This window comes from Streptosporangium sp. NPDC049644 (assembly GCF_040675205.1).
GTDB classification, from domain to species: Bacteria; Actinomycetota; Actinomycetes; order Streptosporangiales; family Streptosporangiaceae; genus Streptosporangium; species Streptosporangium fukuiense.
Map to the genome: position 1 here is coordinate 60749 of NZ_JBFAOJ010000020.1, position 17282 is coordinate 78030.

Below are 17282 nucleotides of genomic sequence, written 5' to 3' on the forward strand. Positions count from 1 at the left end.
GGTTCCGCTGGCCTGTTCACGAGCCCTGGCTCTGGGCGACCCGTTCGAAGGACGCCAGGATCCGCTCCTGCACCACCTCGGCCAGGGCACCGATGGTCGGGGCGGTGAAGAGCTCCCTCGGGGAGATCTCGACGTCGAACGCGCGCCGCACCCTGGAGGTCACCCGCAGGCCGGTGATGGAGTCGCCGCCCAGGTCGAAGAAGTCGTCGTGTGTCCCGACCCGCTCGACCGCGAGCACCTCCGCCCAGATCCGGCCGAGGGCCTCCTCGGTCGGGGTGCTCGGGGCGGCGTAGGCGGCGCGCACGGCTCCCCTGCTCTCCGGGTCCGGCAGCGCCCGCCGGTCCACCTTGCCGTTGGCGTTCAGCGGCAGCCGGTCCAGGGACACGAACGCGGAGGGAACCGTGTAGGCGGGCAGCCGCTTGGCCAGCGACCGTGCCAGGTCCTCGGGTGCGGGCCGCGCGCCTCCCGCGACCGGCACCACGTAGCCCACGAGATACTTGCGCCCCGGCGCCTCCTCGCGCGCGACGACCACCGCCTCGGCCACGTCCGGCCGGGCGCGCAGCGCGGCCTCGACCTCGCCGGTCTCGATGCGGAACCCGCGGATCTTCACCTGGTCGTCGGTCCGGCCGAGGAACTCGAGGTCGCCGTCGGCCCTCCAGCGGACCCTGTCCCCGGTGCGGTACAGGCGGCCCCCGGCGTCGAACGGATCGGCGACGAACCGCTCGGCGGTGAGCGCGGGCCTGCCGAGGTAGCCCCTGGCCAGGCCGCTTCCCGCGAGGTACAGCTCGCCGGGGGCGCCGGGCGGCACCGGGGCGAGATCGCGGCCCAGCACGTAGGCGCGCGTGTTGTCCATCGGGCGGCCGATCGGCGCGATACCGGACCTGGCGAGCTCCGGCGTCAGCTCGCCGCAGATGGCGAAGGTCGTGGTCTCGGTGGGCCCATAGCCGTTGTGCACCCGCGTCGCCAGGCAGTGCTCCATCACCCGCAGTATCGCCGCCGGTGGGACGGCATCGCCTCCCGCCCACACCTCGCGCAGTCCGGCGAAGCACTCGGGCAGTTCCTCGGCGAAGAGGTTGAACAGCGCCGCGGTGAGGAACATCCCGGTGACGCCGTGCCCGGCGACCATGCGCCGCAGGCTCCGGGCGTCCAGCTCGCCCTGGGCGACGACGACCCGGCCGCCGGCCAGCAGCGGGACCCACATCTCGTAGGTGGCCGCGTCGAAGGCGTGTGGGGAGTGGAAGAGAACCCGCTCGTGCCCTCCGGAGCGCCACCGGCGGTCCATCGCCAGACTCACGATGTTGCGGTGGGTGACCGCCACCCCCTTGGGGGTCCCGGTCGAGCCGGAGGTGTACATCACGTACGCCAGCCGGTCGGGGTCGGCCACGGCGGCCGGGCCCGCGAGCGGGGGGCCGTCCAGGGTCGTGCCGCCGTCGTCGTCCACCACCAGCACCCGCGCCCCGAGCCCGCCGGTCGCCGAGACCGTCGCCCGGTCCGTCAGCACGACCACCGCAGCGGTGTCCCGCAGGATCCAGCGCAGCCGCTCTGGCGGGTAGCCCGGGTGCAGGGGGACGTAGGCGCCGCCGGCCTTGAGCACCGCGAGCATCGAGACCAGCGCGTCGGCCGTGCGAGCCTGGAGGACGGCCACCCGCGACTCCGCGGTCACCCCCAGGGACGCCAGGTGGCGTGCCAGCCGGTCGGCGCGCTCGTCCAGCTCGGCATAGCCGAGGCTCTCCCCCTCCGACACCACGGCCGGCTCGCCGGGAACGGCGCGCGCCCGCTCGGCGAACAGCTCGTGCACGCACCGCGCGGGGATGTCGCGGGCCGTGTCGTTCCACTCCACCAGCATCCGGTGCCGTTCGCGCCGGGTCTGCGAGGGCAGCGACCCGATGGCCCGTGCCGGGTCGGCCGCGATCTCCTCCAGCAGCGCGGCCAGGTTCTCGCCGAGCCGGCGCACGGTCGCGGCCTCGAACAGCGCCCCGTCGTGGAGCAGCACGAAGGACAGCTCCTCACCCGGATAGACGACCAGGTTGAGGGGGTGGCCGTTCACCTCGGCGGCGTCGACGTCCCGCAGCCGCACGCCGGCGGCGTCGGCCGGGGCGTGGTCGATCGGGTAGTTCTCGAAGACCACGACGCTCTCGAAGAGCTGGGCGCCGGGTCGCAGCTCGCTCCAGGAGCGCACCTGGGGCAGCGACACGGAGTCGTGCTCGCGCGCCCGCGCCTGCTCCTCCTGCAGCTCGCGCAGCCAGGGCAGCAGTGCGCGGCTCTCGTCCACGGCGACCCGGACCGGCAGCGTCTCGATGAATATGCCGATCATGGACTCCGCGCCGGCCAGGTCCGCGGGACGGCCGGAGACCGTCGCGCCGAAGCAGACGTCCGACTCGCCGCCGTAGCGGGAGAGCAGGATCCCCCAGGCTCCCTGCAGGAGGGTGTTGAGCGTGAGCCGGCCGTTCCTGGCGTGTTCGGCGAGCCGCCGCGAGACCTCGGCCGGCAGCTTCACGTTCACCCGGCCTGCCGCCCTGGGCCGGTGGTCCGGTGCGGGCGGCCGGTCGTACGGCAGGGGCGTCGGCTCCGTGAACCCGGCGAGCGCCCCGCGCCAGTACGCCTCGGCGTCGGTGTCGTCCAGGCCGAGCAGCCGCTCGACGTGGTCGCGGAAGGGGCGGCGGGCCGCCGGCCGCCAGGCCCGCCCCTCGCGGCGCGCGGCGTAACAGGAGAGCACGTCCGCGAGCAGCCGGTGGACGCTCCACCCGTCCAGCAGGATGTGGTGCAGGGTCCAGACGACCCGCACCCGGGTGTCGTCGAGCCGGATGATCGCCAGCCGGGTGGGCGGGGACGCGGCGAGGTCCAGCCCGGCCTGCCGGTCCCGCGCGAGCAGCCGCTCCAGCTCCGCTCTCTGCTCCTCCTCCGGCAGGTCACGCCAGTCGTGATGGGCGATCGGCAGCCGGGCCCTGTGGTGGACCACCTGGAGCGGGTGGTCGAGCCCCTCCCAGGCGACGGAGGTGCGCAGCACCGGGGTCCGCTCCGCGACGAGCCGCCACGCCTCGCCGAGTTCCTGGGGGGCGGCCACCCCTTCGACCGTCATCTCGAACCGGGCCGTGTAGACGTCGGAGCCGGGTGCCATCAGGCAGTCGAAGAGCATGCCGCTCTGGGTGGGGGTGAGGGGGTAGACGTCCGCCACCGTACGGCCGGTGCCGACCAGCGCGTCGAGGCTCGCCTGGTCCAGGCGGGCCAGCGGGAAGTCCGAGGGGGTGCGGCCGCCCGCGCCCGGCTCCGCGCAGTGCCCGACGATCCGCTCCACGGTCGCGGCGAACTCGTGGGCCAGGCGCTCGACGGTGGCGGGCTCGTGCAGGTTCGGCGAGTAGTACCAGGTGACCTGGAGCCGCCCGGACCTGACGGAGCCGACGACGTCGAGTACGTGCGGCCGGTTGTCGCGCGGATCCTGGAACAGCTCGATGCCGGAGATCTCCCGGTAGAGGTCCCCGTCCCCGGTCTCGGTGTCGAACCGGCCGAGGTAGTTGAGGCAGATCTGGGGGACGGGATCGCCGGCGAGCGCGGACCCGTCCCGGTAACGCAGCGCGCCGTACCCCAGACCGCGCCGGGGAACCGCCCGCACCTGTTCCTTGACCGACTTGAGGAGGCCGCCCAGGTCCTGTTCGCGGGGGACGTCCAGCGCCAGGGGGAAGTAGCTGGTGAACCACCCGACCGTGCGCGTGAGGTCCACGTCGGGGAAGATCTCCTCCCGTCCGTGGCCCTCCAGGCCGAGCAGGACGCGGTCGCGCCCGGCCCATCCGGACACGACCCGGGCCAGGGCGGCCAGCAGCACGTCGGTGATCTCGGTGCGGTAGACGTCGGGAACCTCGCGGAGCAGCGCCCGGGTGGTGGTCTCGTCGAGCTCGACGGACACCTCGCGGACGGTCTGCACGGTGTTCGGGCCCCGCTCGCCGAGGGACCCGTCGAGGGTCCCGTCGAAGGGCCCGTCGAAGGGCAGGACCGCCGCGGCCCCGGCACGGCCCACCTTCGCCCAGTGGCCGAGTTCGTCGTCGAAGCCCCCGGCCTGGACGTGCCCGGCCAGACGGAGGCTCCAGTCCTGGAACGAGGTCGTCCCGGGGCCGAGGTCGACGCTCTCCCCCCGCAGGATCTGCCGGTACGCGGTGCGCAGGTCCTCCAGCAGGATGCGCCACGACACACCGTCCACCACGAGGTGGTGTGCGGTCAGCAGCAGTCGCGGTCCGCGGCCGGTGCTGAGCAGCACCGCCGCGATCAGCGGCCCGTCGCCGAAGTCGACACGGGCCTGCGCGGCCGCCGTCTCCCGCTCGACTGCGGCGTCGAGTTCGGCGTCGGCGACGCCGGACAGGTCGGCCCCGCGCAGGATCACCTCGTCCCCCGCCGCCACGACGCGCTGCGACCACTCTCCCCGGGTGAACTCGAAGCGCGACCGCAACGCGTCGTGCCGCTCGACCAGTGCCGCGACCGCCGCCCGCAGGGCCGTCTCGTCGACGTCGTCCGCCAGTTCCACGGTGACGAACTGGTTGAAGACCTCGGGAACCGTGAACCTCTCGAAGAGGAAGTGCTGGATGGGGGTCAGCGGTGCCCGGCCGCCCGTTCCCGCGCCCGCTGTACTCTCGGTGCCCTCCGTGTTCCCGGGGCTTCGCACCTCGGTCACGTGCGGGCTCAGCGCCGCGATCGTCTGCCGCTGGAACAGGTCCCTGGAGGTGAGCCGCAGCCCCGCCCTCCTCGCCCTGGACACGAGCTGGATGGCGAGGATGGAGTCGCCGCCGAGGGCGAAGAAACCGTCCTCGACACCGACCCGGTCGACGCCCAGCACCTCGGCCCAGATCCCGGCCAGTTCCCGCTGCACCGAGTCGCCCGGCGGGACGTAGCCGCCGCCTGAGTCCCGGGGGGCGCCGGGAACCGGCAGGGCGGCGCGGTCCACCTTGCCCCGCACGGTCAGCGGGAACTCCTCCAGGACGACGATCGCGGCGGGCACCATGTGGTCCGGCAGCACCGTGCCCACGAAGGCTCGCAGGTCGGCGGGATCCGGCTCGGCGTCGCCGGCGGGGACCACGTATCCGGTCAGCGCCAGGCGCTCGTGGCCTGGCCTGGCCTCGGTGGCCACGACGACGGCGCCGGCCACGCCCGGGTGGCTCTGCAGCGCGCTCTCGATCTCCCCTGGCTCCACCCGGAAGCCGCGGATCTTCACCTGCTGGTCGGTGCGGCCGAGATACTCCAGCTCCCCTCCGGGCAGCCGGCGGACGAGGTCCCCGGTGCGGTACATCCGTCCGCCCGGGGCTCCGAACGGGTCGGCGACGAACCGCTCGGCGGTCAGGTCCGGCCGGTTCAGGTAGCCCCTGGCGAGACCGGTGCCCGCGAGGTACAGCTCACCGGGGACCCCCACGGGCACCGGGTTGGCGTAGCCGTCCAGGACGTACGCGGCGGTGCCCGCGACGGGCGAGCCGATGGGGGGCAGCCCCCCGGCCCGGCCGGCGTCCTGCCAGGTGACGTCGCCCGCGGTGGCGACGACCGTGACCTCGGTCGGACCGTAGTTGTTGACCAGCCGGTACGGCGCCCCCCGGCGCGGGCGGCGGCGGAGCACGTCCCCGCCGGTCAGGACCGCGCGCAGTGCGGTGGCGGCGAAGCCGGGCTCGTCCAGGACGGAGTCCAGCCGGGGCGTGGGCAGGAAGCAGATCGTGGTGCCCATCCCGGCGAACCAGTCCACCAGCGCGGCGGGGTCGTCCAGCGTCTCCCTGTCGGGCAGGGCCACCCGGGCCCCGGCGCAGAGGTAGGGCCACACCTCCCACACGGCGGCGTCGAATCCCAGCGACGCGACCTGCGAGGCCCGGTCCTCGCTGACCACCTCGAACTCCGCCACATGCCAGGCGCACAGGTCGGACAGGTTCCGGTGCTCGACCATCACGCCCTTGGGACGGCCCGAGGAACCGGAGGTGTAGACGATGTAGGCCAGGTCCCCGCCGGCCACGGCGACGTCCGGTTCGGTGATCACCTGGTGGGCCTCACCGGGGCCGCCCGCGTCCAGCGGCACGACCGCGGCGTCCAGGCCGCGGGCCCGGACCTCCGTCACGCCGTCGGCCAGCACGACCGGTGCTCCGGTGTCGGCCACCACGTAGGCCAGCCGCGCGTGTGGGGTGTCCGGGTCGAGCGGCACGTACGCGCCTCCGGCCTTCAGCACGCCGAGGAGCCCCGCCACCAGCTCGGGGCCGCGCTCCGCGCACGCCACGACGGGCACGCCGGGGCCCACGCCGAGGGCGCGCAGCCGGTGGGCCACCCGGTTGGCGCGCTCGTCCAGCTCGGCGTAGGTCCACCTTCGCTCCCCGCACTCCAGCGCGACGGCGTCCGGTGCCCGCCGGACCCGCTCGGCGAACAGGCGGTGCACGGGGAGGTCCGCCCGGCGGTCCCTGGCCCGGCCGTTCCATCCGGCCAAGGACCGCCGCTCGGCCTCGGTCAGCAGGGGCAGCCGGGCGAGCGGCCGGTCGGGGTCCTCGGTCACCGCGGCCAGCAGGACTTCCAGGTGACCGGCCATCCGCTCGGCCGTCTCCCGGTCGAACAGGTCGGTGCTGTACTCGATCATCACGTCCAGCGCCCCGTCGCGCTCGACGAACTCCAGGGTGAGGTCGAAGATCGCCGACACGTGCGGGAGCCGGAAGCCCTCGGTGCGCGCGCCGGCGAACTCCAGCGGCCTCTCCGGTACGTTCTGCAGCGCCACCATCGCCTGGACCAGCGGGGTCCGGCTCGGGTCGCGGCCGTCGCTCAGCTCGTCCACCAGGCGTTCGAACGGGACGTCCTGGTTGCCGAAGGCGCCGAGCACGGTCTCGCGCACCCGGCCGAGGAAGTCGGTGAAGGACAGGCTGCCGTCGACCGCCGACCGGAGCACCAGGGTGTTGATGAAGCAGCCGACGAGCGGTTCCAGCTCGGGGCGGTCGCGCCCGGAGATGGGGGTGCCGACCGCGATGTCCCGCTGGGAGGAGTAGCGGGCGAGCAGTACCTGGCAGGCGGCGACCAGCGTCATGAACAGCGTGGCGTCGTTGCGCGCGGCGAGCCCGTTGAGCGCCGCGGTGAGCCCGGGAGGCAGGGTGAAGCGGTGTGCCGCTCCGGCGGAGGAGCGCACCGCCGGGCGCGGCCGATCGGTGGGCAGTTCGAGGGGGGACAGACCGGCCAGCTGCTCCCGCCAGTAGCCGAGCTGGTCCCGCATGGCCTCCTCCGTCCAGCGTTCGCGCTGCCAGACGGCGTAGTCGGCGTACTGCACGGCCAGCGGCGCCAGCTCGGCCCGGCCGCCCTCCCTGGCGGCGCCGTACAACCTGCTCAGCTCGTCGGCGAGCACGTTCATGGACCAGGCGTCGATCACCGAGTGGTGTACGGCCAGCACCAGCAGATGCTCGCGTCCGGCACGGCGCAGCAGCGTCATCCGCAGCACGGGGCCGCGTCCCAGATCGAACGGGAGGCTCACCTCCCGGCGCAGCAGGCGCTCCAGTTCCTCCTCGCCGAGCCCGGAGGCGTCCACGACGGTCAGCGGGACCTGAAGGTCCTTCGCGGGGTGGACGATCTGGACCGGCTCGCCGCCGGTCGAGGAGATGGTCGTCCGCAGCGACTCGTGCCTGGCGACGAACTCGCGCAGGGCCGACTCCAGCGCGGCGGGATCGAGTTCGCCGAGCAGCCGGTAGCCGAACCGGACGTTGTAGTCGGCGGCCTCGGGGTCGAACTCGTGGAAGAACCAGAACCGCCGCTGCGCGAAGGAGAGCGGCAGGTCCCCGGTGCGGGGCACCGGCACGACGGCACCGTCGGTCCCGGTCCCGGTCCCGGTGGCGGCCGGGGTGACCGACGCCGCCAGCGCGGCGATCGTGCGCAGCTTGAAGACGGCACGGGCGGGAAGTTCGGCGCCGAGTGCCGCCCTGATCCGCGGGAGCACCCGGAAGGCGAGCAGGGAGTTCCCGCCGAGTTCGAAGAAGTCGTCCTCGACACCGACCCGCTCGACGCCCAGCACCTCGGCCCAGATGCCGGCGATCGCCCTCTCCGCATCGTTGCTCGGGGGCCGGTGACCGCCGCCCGTACCGTCCTGCCGGGTCGGCGCGGGCAGTGCCCCGCGGTCGAGTTTGCCGCTGGCCGCCAGCGGCAGCCTGTCCAGGGTGAGGAACACCGAGGGGATCATGTGCTCGGGGAGTGTCCGCGCCAGGAACTCGCGCAGCTCCGCCGCCGTCGGGGCCGCCTCGCCCGCCGGGACGAGATAGGCCAGCAGGCGCGTGTCCTCCGAGCCCTCGGCGGAGGGCACCACGGCGACCTGGGCGATCGCGGGATGTCCGGCCAGCGCCGACTCGACCTCGCCCGGCTCGACGCGGTGGCCCCGGATCTTGACCTGGTCGTCGGTGCGCCCCAGGTATTCCAGGTCCCCTCCCGGCAGGCGCCGCACCAGGTCTCCGGTGCGGTACATCCGCTCGCCCGGCCCGCCGTACGGGTCGGCGACGAAGCGCTCGGCGGTCGCTCCCGGCCTGCCGTGGTAGCCGCGGGCCAGCCCGGCGCCCGCCACGTACAGCTCTCCGGGTACGCCCTCCGGGACGGGGCGCAGGGATCGGTCCAGTGCGTAGGCGCGGGCGCCGCGCATCGGACGGCCGATCGCGACGGGCCCCCGGAGCGGCCCCGCCTCCGGCTCGACCCGGAAGGAGACGCAGCCGACCGTCGCCTCGGTCGGGCCGTACTCGTTGACCACCGCCACCCCGGGGTGCCGTGCCCGCCACCGGTCGAGCACCTCGCCCTGGAGTGCCTCCCCGCCGATCACCAGTTCCGCCGTCGGCGAGCGGTCCTCCGGCAGGTTCTCCAGGATCGGCAGGTGACTGGGGGTGATCTTCAGAAACGACGGCCGGTCTCCGGAGCCGCCGTCCAGCTCGCCGGCCTCGATCCGGCCGCCCGCGGCGAGGGTGCCCCACAGCGCGGTCACCGTCAGGTCGAAAGACGTCGACGAGTGCAGCGGCGCGACCCCCGCCAGCCCCGGGTAGTCGCGCTCGCAGCAGGCCAGGTAGCTCGCGAGTTGCCGCCGCTCGACCAGCACGCCCTTGGGGCGGCCCGTGGAGCCGGAGGTGTAGATCGCGTACGCCAGGTTCATCGGGCCCGCCTGGCGGTCGGGCGCGGTGACCGGCCGGTCCGCGATCATCGGCCCCTCGTCGTCCAGGCAGACCACCCGCGCGGCCGTCGCGGGCAGCCGGGCTCGCAGGTGCGCCTGGGTCACGACCGCGGCCGCGCCCGCGTCTCCGATGGCGAAGGCCAGGCGGCCGGCCGGGTTGTCCGGGTCCAGCGGCAGATAGGCGCCGCCGGCCTTGAGCACTCCCAGCAGCGCCACGACGAGTTCCACGCCGCGCTCCGCGAAGACGCCGACGAGCGTGTCCGGGCCGACGCCGCAGGCGCGAAGGTGGTGCGCCAGCTGGTTGGCCCGCGCGTCGAGCCGCCCGTAGTCGAGTGTCTCCCCGGCCGAGGCGACGGCCGTCGCCCGGGGGGCACGGCGCACCCGCTCGGCGAACAGCTCGAGCAGGCACCGGTCCCCCGGTGACTCGGCACCCTTACCGGACGGCGGTGTGGCGGCGCCCTCGGGCGCGGGTACGGACGGTGCGTCGTGGGTCACGCTGACTCCTGCCTTCGAGGACGTGTCCGATGACGGTTCGGCTAGTAGATGACGCGGGAGGAGGCGCCCAGCCTGAACTCCCTGGACTTGCGCAGGTCCCTCGCCACGTTCAGACGGCGCAGCCAGCGGTCCGTCCCGTCGAAGCGCGCGCTGAAGGGGCTGCGCCCGTGGACGGCCCTGTAGTTGTCGATGAGGCAGATGTCACCCGGCTTGAGGACGACCCCGGTCATCGCGGAGTCCAGCGCCGTCCCGAACGCGGCAAGCGCTTTGCCCGCGTCCTCTTCCTGGATCCCGTCCATGTAGTGCGGGTCGATACGGATATACGGGTCGTCAGGATCGCCGAAAAGGACCGCGACAGGCTCGGGAGTGTCCAGGGCCAGGTCGACCTGCCGGTAACTGCGTTTCCTTAGATCCGCGACCTTCGTATCCTCGTCGGTCACCGCGGCCCGATTCTCCGGGCGATGCGAGTCGTCCGGAAGAATGTAGAAGCGTTCCTGCGACAGAATGGCTCTGGCGGCATCGTCGATACGCACGTCGGAAACGTCGGCATAGGTCGTCTCGACCTCGTCGGGATTGCGCAGGCACAGCAGGCCGAGATAGTCGGTGCGCAACGGATGGAAGGCGTCCTCGGTGTGCCAGACGAGCGTTTCCGCACTGCTCCAGCCGATCTGCTCGTGTTCGTAGCCCTTGATCGGGAAGACGTCGTGCATGATGTAGCCGCCCTGCTGCGTGGCCCATCCGATGGGGTCTCCCAGTAAGGACGCGATGAGGAAGAACGCGATGTCGTGCCCGATGGTGGGCGAGGGCACCGGCTTGTTCTTCCAGTCCGCCGGGGTCGGGCCGATGCTCGCGTCGTCCACCGGAAGCCCGGAGATCAGCAGGATTCCGGACGGCTCCGCGAGGCGGAACTCGTTGAGCGCCCTGCGGAGACGTCGCGGAAGTTCCTCGGCATACGTCCGGCTCTCGCGCTGGAAATCAGCGGACTCGACGGTCTGGTAACGCTGGGAGAGATCCCGGACGATTTCTTCGATCACCATGACGTCGTCGTCCAGCAGATGTATTGACAGCACGCTTAACTCCCTCTGCCAACGGCAATCGGTTCCTCGGAATCACCGTGCCCAGGGCGGCCATTCGCCCCCGGCCCTAATCGAGCCTCCGACATGCCGGGGCCGGGTTCAACGTCTTTGACTTAGGGGCTAAACAGCGCAGTCAGAGCGGGCTTCGTGCTAACGTCGTATTTGGTTCTAATCCTCCGGACCGGCCTTTTCCAGGTCGCCGCCCTGTCGATCCGCCGACGCGGGACACCGTAGGTCAGGCATCTCCGGAGCCGAGGCCGTCACCTTCGCGGCCGGCAGTTTCCCAGAACGCCATCGGCAGCATTAGGGAGAACTACATTGCGCCTATCGGGCCTCACCCGGGTGACCAGCGCCGCCGCGCATCTGCAGGTTTTCGCGATATCCGGGATCAGCGCGGTGCTGTTGACCAGGGCCTATCTCCAACGGGCCGGTTATCCCCAGCTCGGCGGAGGGAGCCTGCACATCGCCCACGTCCTGTGGGGCGGCCTGCTGATGACGGTGGGCATGGGCGTCACGCTCGCGTTCCTCGGCCAGGCCGCGCGGACCTGGGGTGCCGTCCTCGGCGGGGTCGGGTTCGGGTTGTTCGTCGACGAGGTCGGCAAGTTCGTCACCCAGACGACCGACTACTTCTACCGGCCGGCCGCGGGGATCATCTACCTGACCTTCGCCCTCCTGGTCGTGCTCTCCCAGTGGCTGAAGGGCCGGACCGACTTCTCCCGGCGTGAGCGCACGGCCAACGCCGTCTACGCGGCACTCGTCGGAGTGACCTCGGGGCTGACCGTGCAGCAGCGGCACGCCGCCGTGCGACTGGTCCAGGGCTCCGACGACGCGCTCGACGCGGCGGCGGTCCGGTTGCTGGGCATGGTCCCGGCCCGGGAGACGGCTCCAGGGCCGCTGCGCACCGGCCTGACCCGCGCCCGCGCCGCCCTCGACGGCCTGACGCGCCGTCCCCTGCTCGTCGCCCTCGCGGTGGTGTATCTCATCGTCCAGGCGCTCCTGCCCCTGGTGGGCCTCGGGCTGGAGAACGCCTACGGCACGCTTGACGGCGAGCGGGAGTGGGGGGCGGTGATCGGCATGGCCGTCTCGGCGGCGATCACGGTGGCGCTGGGCCTGTGCGGCGCGGTGCGGCTGCGCGGGAACCGGATGGCGGCCTTCCGGCTGCTCAACGCCGCGCTGCTGGTCGACATCCTCTTCGGCCAGGTCTTCGCGTTCGTCATGAACCAGTTCTCCGCGGTGCCCGGTCTGGCGGCCGACCTGCTGCTCCTGGCGATCATCTCCGCCGAGGTCCGCCGGCTGCGCGAGCCGGCCTGAGGGGCGCGACGGCCTGGCCGCCATCGGATCGACGGTCAGGCCGACGACGGCTCGGCCATCGCCACGGCGATCTTCCGCGGCCCGGTGAACGGCTCGCGGCCGTGCGAGGTCAGCATGTTGTCGATGACCAGAACGTCGTCCTGACGGTAGTCGAACCGCACGGACGCCGACCGGTAGCAGTCTCGCAGGTGGCCGACGACCGCGTCGGGGATCGTCCCGCCGTCGCCGTAGTAGGTGTTGCTCGGGAGGTTCTCCTCCCCGCACATCTCCAGCAGCCCCAGCCGCACCCCTTCGGGAAGGGTGCTGAGGTGGAAGAAGGTCGCGTGGTTGAACCACACCGGGTCGCCGGTGACCGGGTGACGGTGCACGGCCTGGCGGACCGCCCTGGTCCGCAGCCGGTCGCCGCCGAGCCACTCCGTCCGCACGCCGTTGCCGCGGCAGTAGTCCGTGACCTCGTCCTCGCTGTCGGTGTTGAACGCCTCGCGCCACGACATGCCGAGCTCGTCGCTGTAGTTACGGACCACCATCCACCCTCGCCGCGCGAACTCCTCACGGATCGACGGGTCCACCCTGTCGTGGACGGCACGGGTGGAGGCCAGGGGCGTGGCCCCCTGGGACGACGGCGGTCGCAGGCAGTGGAAGTAGAGCACCATCGGCCATACCGTCTGGTAGGAGTTCTCGTTGTGCAGGAAGATCTCCTCCTGCGAGGGGTAGTCGGTCGAGGTGTAGACATTGCCCTTGATCACGCTGCGCGGGGACGAGCGCTCCGCGTAGGTCAGCGGCGCCCCCGACAGCTCGCGTACGACCTCGTCGAAACCGTCGACGCCGCCGACCTCGAAATCGCGGAACAACACCGCGCCGTGCGCGGTGAGGCTCTTGCGGATCTCCTGCCGGTCGGACCTCACCAGGCCGGAGATCCGGGCACCTCCGCCCTCGATGACAAGGGGCAGTTCGTGGCCGGTCACGGCCGGTCCCCCATCGCCTCGGCCAGGCTCCTCGGACGCATGTCGGTCCAGTTGTCCGTGATGTAGTCCAGGGCGGCCTGCCGGTCCGTCTCGGGCAGGACCACCGTCCAGCCCGCCGGCACCTCGACGAACGCGGGCCACAGGGAGTGCTGCCCCTCGTCGTTGACCAGCACGAGGTAGGTGCCTTCCGGATCTTCGAAGGGGTTCGAGTTCATGGCGCTCTCCTTTTTCGGAGGTTCTCCGTGCACCAGGCGTGCCGGAGCGGGGGTCAGTTGCGCTGGGGAGACAGGAAGAGCTCCCCGTGCAGCAGCGCCACCCCCAGGGAGGTGAGGGTGTGCAGTGCCGTGTTGCGGTTGCGGGCAGTGGTGATCAGTCCGGCCTTGCGCAGTACGGTGGCGTGCTTGCTGGCCCCCGCGAGAGAGATACCGAGCCGCTCGGACAGGCCGCCGGTGGTGCAGCTCTCGGCCAGCGCCTGGAGCGCCGCCGCCCTGGTGTGCCCGACCAGGGCGCCGAGCGCCTCGTCGTCGGGTACCGGTGCCCCGGCCAGGTCGGACAGGGAGGCCGGGGTGCACGGCGCCGAGACCACCAGGGCGGGCAGCCCCGTCTCGTGCTCGGTGTCGAGGAAGAGGTAGTTCCTGCCCTGCAGGAACAGCGAGGGGCTCAGCAGCAGGCCGCGCCCGCGCAGATGGACGTCACGGTCCTCGCCGTCGGGGATCTCCAGCACCGGCGGGTTCCAGCACAGCCTGGGGTGCAGCGTCTCAAGCAGGCACTCGACGCCATTGCTGATCGTTATCCGGCCGTACGCCTCGCGCTCGGACTCCAGGTAACCTCGCACCCTGCTCCAGTACGGCAGCACCGCCACCTGACAGAACCCCAGCACGGTGGCGCTCACCCGCCGGCTGGTCCACTCGTCGGCCGCGGAGCGCGTCTCGGCTCGCCCGGGAGAGCGCTCGACCAGTTCCAGCAGCTCCGTCGGCGCCCGGCGTTCACGGACCAGCTGTTCCACGCTGCCGACGCCCTCGCCCAGCCGATCACGCACATGCCTTCGCCACCCGTTCAGGGCGGCTCCTCCGTTGCGACCGAAGATGTCCAGCGCGAACACGCTCTCGGCCACCGGCCCGAGGCTCGCGACCATGCGCAGGCGTGCCAGGTCCTCAACCGTGAAATGAATCCTCAACACCGCGGCCCCCAGCGTTGTAGAAAGATTGGCTGTTCTGTGTTGTTGAAAAGCAGGTCACGCCTCTCCGCGGAGGCTCCGGCAAATGATGGCCCGCCCTGCGCGCGGACTATTCGATCTCGGCAGGCGCCGGGCAATGCCCAGGGCCGTCCGCAAGGATCCCCCAGGAAACCGAGAGTGATATTCTCACCACTCTCCCATTGGCTCTGTCAATAAGATCAACCTAACTCCGACGCCGAGCGGAAGTCAACTCTCGTTGCCGAAAGCTCCAAATCTCATACACACCAGTTGATGCGCTCGCCTTCTAAACAGCTGCTGAGCTGCGAAAATCTCTGGATCTCTCGATCACTGAGAGCATGGCGGCACCGGTTCTCGACAGCCGGATGACCGGGAAAACATCTCCTTCGAATCGGCGACCGGCCCATTACTCAGCGTACCGAAAGCGCGCCTGACCGCCCTGTTTAGCTATCAAGTCAATGATGTGGAGCCGGACCGCGCTTTTGGTACAGGCTTTCAACAATGCCGGGGTGGATGACACGCCGAGCCGCACCTTTCACGTCACCCGGCGTTCACCCGGTGTTCCGTTCTCACGCGCAGGGATAAGGGTTCAGAATGGTCAAAAGCGTAGTTATCGTCGGAGGTGGCACGTCGGGCTGGATGACCGCCTCGTACCTGCGGGCGGCTTTCGGCGACCGGATCGACGTGACACTGGTCGAGTCGAAGAACGTGCCCACCATCGGGGTCGGAGAGGCGACCTTCAGCACGATCCGCCACTTCTTCAACTATCTGGGCCTGGACGAGCGCGAGTGGATGCCGGAGTGCCAGGCCACCTACAAGCTGGCGATCCGGTTCGAGAACTGGCGCTCCCAGGGCCACCACTTCTACCACCCGTTCGAGCGCCTGCGCGCCGTGAACGGGTTCCCGCTCACCGACTGGTGGCTGAACGAGCGCCCCAGCGGCCGGTTCGACAAGGACTGCTTCGTCATCGCCTCGCTCTGCGACGCGAACCGGTCTCCCCGCTATCTCTCCGGAGCACTGTTCGAACAGGACTTCACCGAGGGCGGCGCGGAGCGCGGCCACCGCACCACGCTGACCGAGCAGGACACTCAGTTCCCCTACGCCTACCACTTCGACGCCGCGCTGCTGGCGAGGTATCTCACGAGGTACGGCACCGACCGCGGCGTCCGTCACGTGCTCGACGACGTGGTGAGCGTGAACCTCGACGAGCGCGGCTGGATCGGCGACGTCGTCACCAAGGAGCACGGCGCGCTGGCAGGCGACCTGTTCATCGACTGCACCGGCTTTCGCGGGATGCTGCTGAACAAGGCACTCTCGGTGCCCTTCATGTCCTACCAGGACACCCTGCCCAACGACCGGGCCGTGGCGCTGCGGGTGCCGGTGGACATGGCCGAGCGGGGCATCCGCCCCTGCACCACGGCCACGGCTCAGGAGGCGGGGTGGATCTGGACGATCCCGCTCTTCGGCCGCGTCGGCACCGGCTACGTCTACGCCAGTGACTACTGCACGCCCGACGAGGCGGAGCGGACCCTCCGCGAGTTCGTCGGCCCGGCCGCGGACGACCTCGAGGCCAACCACATCCGCATGCGGATCGGCCGGAGCGAGAGCTCCTGGGTGAACAACTGCGTCGCCATCGGACTGTCGAGCGGGTTCGTCGAACCGCTGGAGTCCACCGGCATCTTCTTCATCCAGAACGCCGTCGAACAGCTCGTCAAGCACTTTCCCAGCGAGCGCTGGGACGACCGGCTGCGCCAGTCCTACAACCGCCAGGTCGCCAATGTGATGGACGGCGTGCGCGAGTTCCTGGTGCTGCACTACCACGCCGCGGCGCGAGCCGACAACGACTACTGGAAGGACGCCACGACCCGCCAGGTACCCGACGGGCTGGCTGAACGCCTGGAGCAGTGGCAGGTCAAGCTGCCCGACTCCGAGACGGTCTTCCCCCACTACCACGGGTTCGAGCCCTACTCCTACACCGCCATGCTCCTGGGGCTGGGCGGCCTGCCCGTGCAGGCTCCGCCGGCACTGAGGCTGTTCGACGGCGCCGCGGCCTCCAGGGAACTGCGGATCGTCCGCGACCAGTCCCGTGAACTGGTCGGCAGGCTGCCCAGCCAGTACGAGTACTTCGCGCGCCTGCACGACCTGCCCCCCGAGCGGCGGGTCGCGCACGGAGCACCGCGATGAAGGATCCGCTGGTCGGCCTCTCCCCCTTCGACATCCCTTTCGGGCCCTCCTTCGAGCCCCCCTCGGCGCCGGCGGTCGATCCGGCGCGGTTCCGGTCGCTGATGTCCGCCTTCCCCAGCGGGGTCGCCATCGTGACGACCGCCGAGCCCGGCGGCAGGCCATGGGGGATGACCTGCTCCTCGGTGTGCAGCGTCGCGCTGGACCCGCCGACCCTGCTCGTGTGCGTCCGCAGGCTCAGCCCTACGCTGAAGGCGATGCTGAGGCTGTCGACCTTCACCGTGAACCTTCTGCACGACCGCGCGCGCTACGCGGCGGAACTCTTCGCCTCGGGGACCCCGGACCGCTTCGAGCGGGTCAGGTGGCGCGCGGAACCCTCCTTCGGCGGGCCGCACCTCGTGGACGAGGCCCACGCGTTCGCGGACTGCCGGGTGACCCGGGCCGTCGAGGTGGGCGACCACACCGTGGTGTTCGGCCAGGTGTTCCGGGTGGAGCAGCGGGCTCGGGCGGTACCGCTGCTCTACGGGCTCAGGGAGTACTCCTCCTGGTCGCCCGCCCCCCGTCGTCCGGAGGGCCCGTGGCCGACCGGCGGCATGCCTACCTGAGAGGCCGCGGACGGCGCGCGCCGGATAGCCGGGACAGCCGCCACGCCCACCGCGAACGGCGGTAGGCACGGGCGACGTCGCAGAGGAAGGCGACGTCGCCCGCCAGGTCGTCCCCGCCGGGCACCGTGTCCCGGGACGGCTTCCCGGCGGGCGCCTCGTCTCCGGAGAGGGCGTGCAACGCGGCCGACAGCGTCGCCGCCTCCACGACGGCGTCCAGCTCTCGGCCGGTGATCCCCGCGGCCGGGGGGGGCGGCCCCGCCCCGGGCCCCCCCCCCCCCCCTGACGCTGGCCGCCCGACAGGCGCCGGGGATGGTGTCCCGCGACGTCGGC

Annotated in this window: 9 protein-coding genes; 3 read left to right on the forward strand and 6 right to left on the reverse strand. The window is 71.7% G+C overall.

What is annotated here, in order from left to right; all coding sequences use genetic code 11:
• Nucleotides 1-16: 16 nt before the first annotated feature.
• Together AB0J58_RS14570 and gntD are read right to left on the reverse strand one after the other, a co-directional pair.
• Nucleotides 17-9619: an amino acid adenylation domain-containing protein gene (locus tag AB0J58_RS14570; RefSeq protein ID WP_364215053.1), complete on the reverse strand. Its 9603-nt coding sequence runs from the start codon at nucleotides 9617-9619 to the stop codon at nucleotides 17-19.
• Nucleotides 9620-9660: 41 nt separating this feature from the next.
• Nucleotides 9661-10689, reverse strand: a complete 1029-nt coding sequence (gntD, locus tag AB0J58_RS14575; RefSeq protein ID WP_343963151.1) for a guanitoxin biosynthesis L-enduracididine beta-hydroxylase GntD — start codon at nucleotides 10687-10689, stop codon at nucleotides 9661-9663.
• Nucleotides 10690-11013: 324 nt separating this feature from the next.
• Between gntD and AB0J58_RS14580 the strand changes: the two genes are divergently transcribed.
• Entirely contained in the window at nucleotides 11014-12006 is a 993-nt protein-coding gene (locus tag AB0J58_RS14580) for a hypothetical protein (RefSeq protein ID WP_364215056.1), read from the forward strand.
• 35 nt (nucleotides 12007-12041) lie between these two features.
• On the opposite strand, the gene AB0J58_RS14585 is transcribed toward AB0J58_RS14580, so the two are convergent.
• Genes AB0J58_RS14585 through AB0J58_RS14595 form a run of 3 tightly spaced genes read right to left on the reverse strand, consistent with a single transcriptional unit; the run spans nucleotide 12042 to nucleotide 14151 of the window.
• Entirely contained in the window at nucleotides 12042-12971 is a 930-nt protein-coding gene (locus tag AB0J58_RS14585) for a TauD/TfdA family dioxygenase (protein WP_364215059.1), read from the reverse strand.
• Nucleotides 12968-13186 (reverse strand): MbtH family protein, encoded by a 219-nt coding sequence (locus AB0J58_RS14590; protein WP_343963155.1) that lies wholly within the window; start codon nucleotides 13184-13186, stop codon nucleotides 12968-12970. Before AB0J58_RS14590 ends, AB0J58_RS14585 begins: the two co-directional genes overlap by 4 nt.
• A gap of 53 nt (nucleotides 13187-13239) precedes the next feature.
• Nucleotides 13240-14151, reverse strand: coding sequence for a winged helix-turn-helix domain-containing protein (locus AB0J58_RS14595; protein WP_364215062.1), 912 nt, complete (start codon nucleotides 14149-14151; stop codon nucleotides 13240-13242).
• A gap of 609 nt (nucleotides 14152-14760) precedes the next feature.
• Between AB0J58_RS14595 and AB0J58_RS14600 the strand changes: the two genes are divergently transcribed.
• Complete coding sequence (locus AB0J58_RS14600; RefSeq protein WP_364215064.1) at nucleotides 14761-16350, forward strand: tryptophan halogenase family protein; 1590 nt, start codon at nucleotides 14761-14763, stop codon at nucleotides 16348-16350.
• Complete coding sequence (locus tag AB0J58_RS14605; protein ID WP_364215067.1) at nucleotides 16347-16952, forward strand: flavin reductase family protein; 606 nt, start codon at nucleotides 16347-16349, stop codon at nucleotides 16950-16952. Before AB0J58_RS14600 ends, AB0J58_RS14605 begins: the two co-directional genes overlap by 4 nt.
• Here AB0J58_RS14605 and AB0J58_RS14610 read toward each other — a convergent pair.
• On the reverse strand, nucleotides 16945-17184 hold the full coding sequence (locus AB0J58_RS14610) for a DUF6545 domain-containing protein (RefSeq protein ID WP_364215145.1): 240 nt from the start codon (nucleotides 17182-17184) through the stop codon (nucleotides 16945-16947). The genes AB0J58_RS14605 and AB0J58_RS14610 overlap by 8 nt on opposite strands.
• Nucleotides 17185-17282: the final 98 nt, after the last annotated feature.

Excerpts from the sequence above, each read along its gene's own strand:
- AB0J58_RS14590 (WP_343963155.1), bottom strand. The coding sequence starts at position 13,186 with ATGAACTCGAACCCCTTCGAAGATCCGGAAGGCACCTACCTCGTGCTG.
- AB0J58_RS14600 (WP_364215064.1), top strand. The coding sequence starts at position 14,761 with ATGGTCAAAAGCGTAGTTATCGTCGGAGGTGGCACGTCGGGCTGGATG.
- AB0J58_RS14605 (WP_364215067.1), top strand. The coding sequence starts at position 16,347 with ATGAAGGATCCGCTGGTCGGCCTCTCCCCCTTCGACATCCCTTTCGGG.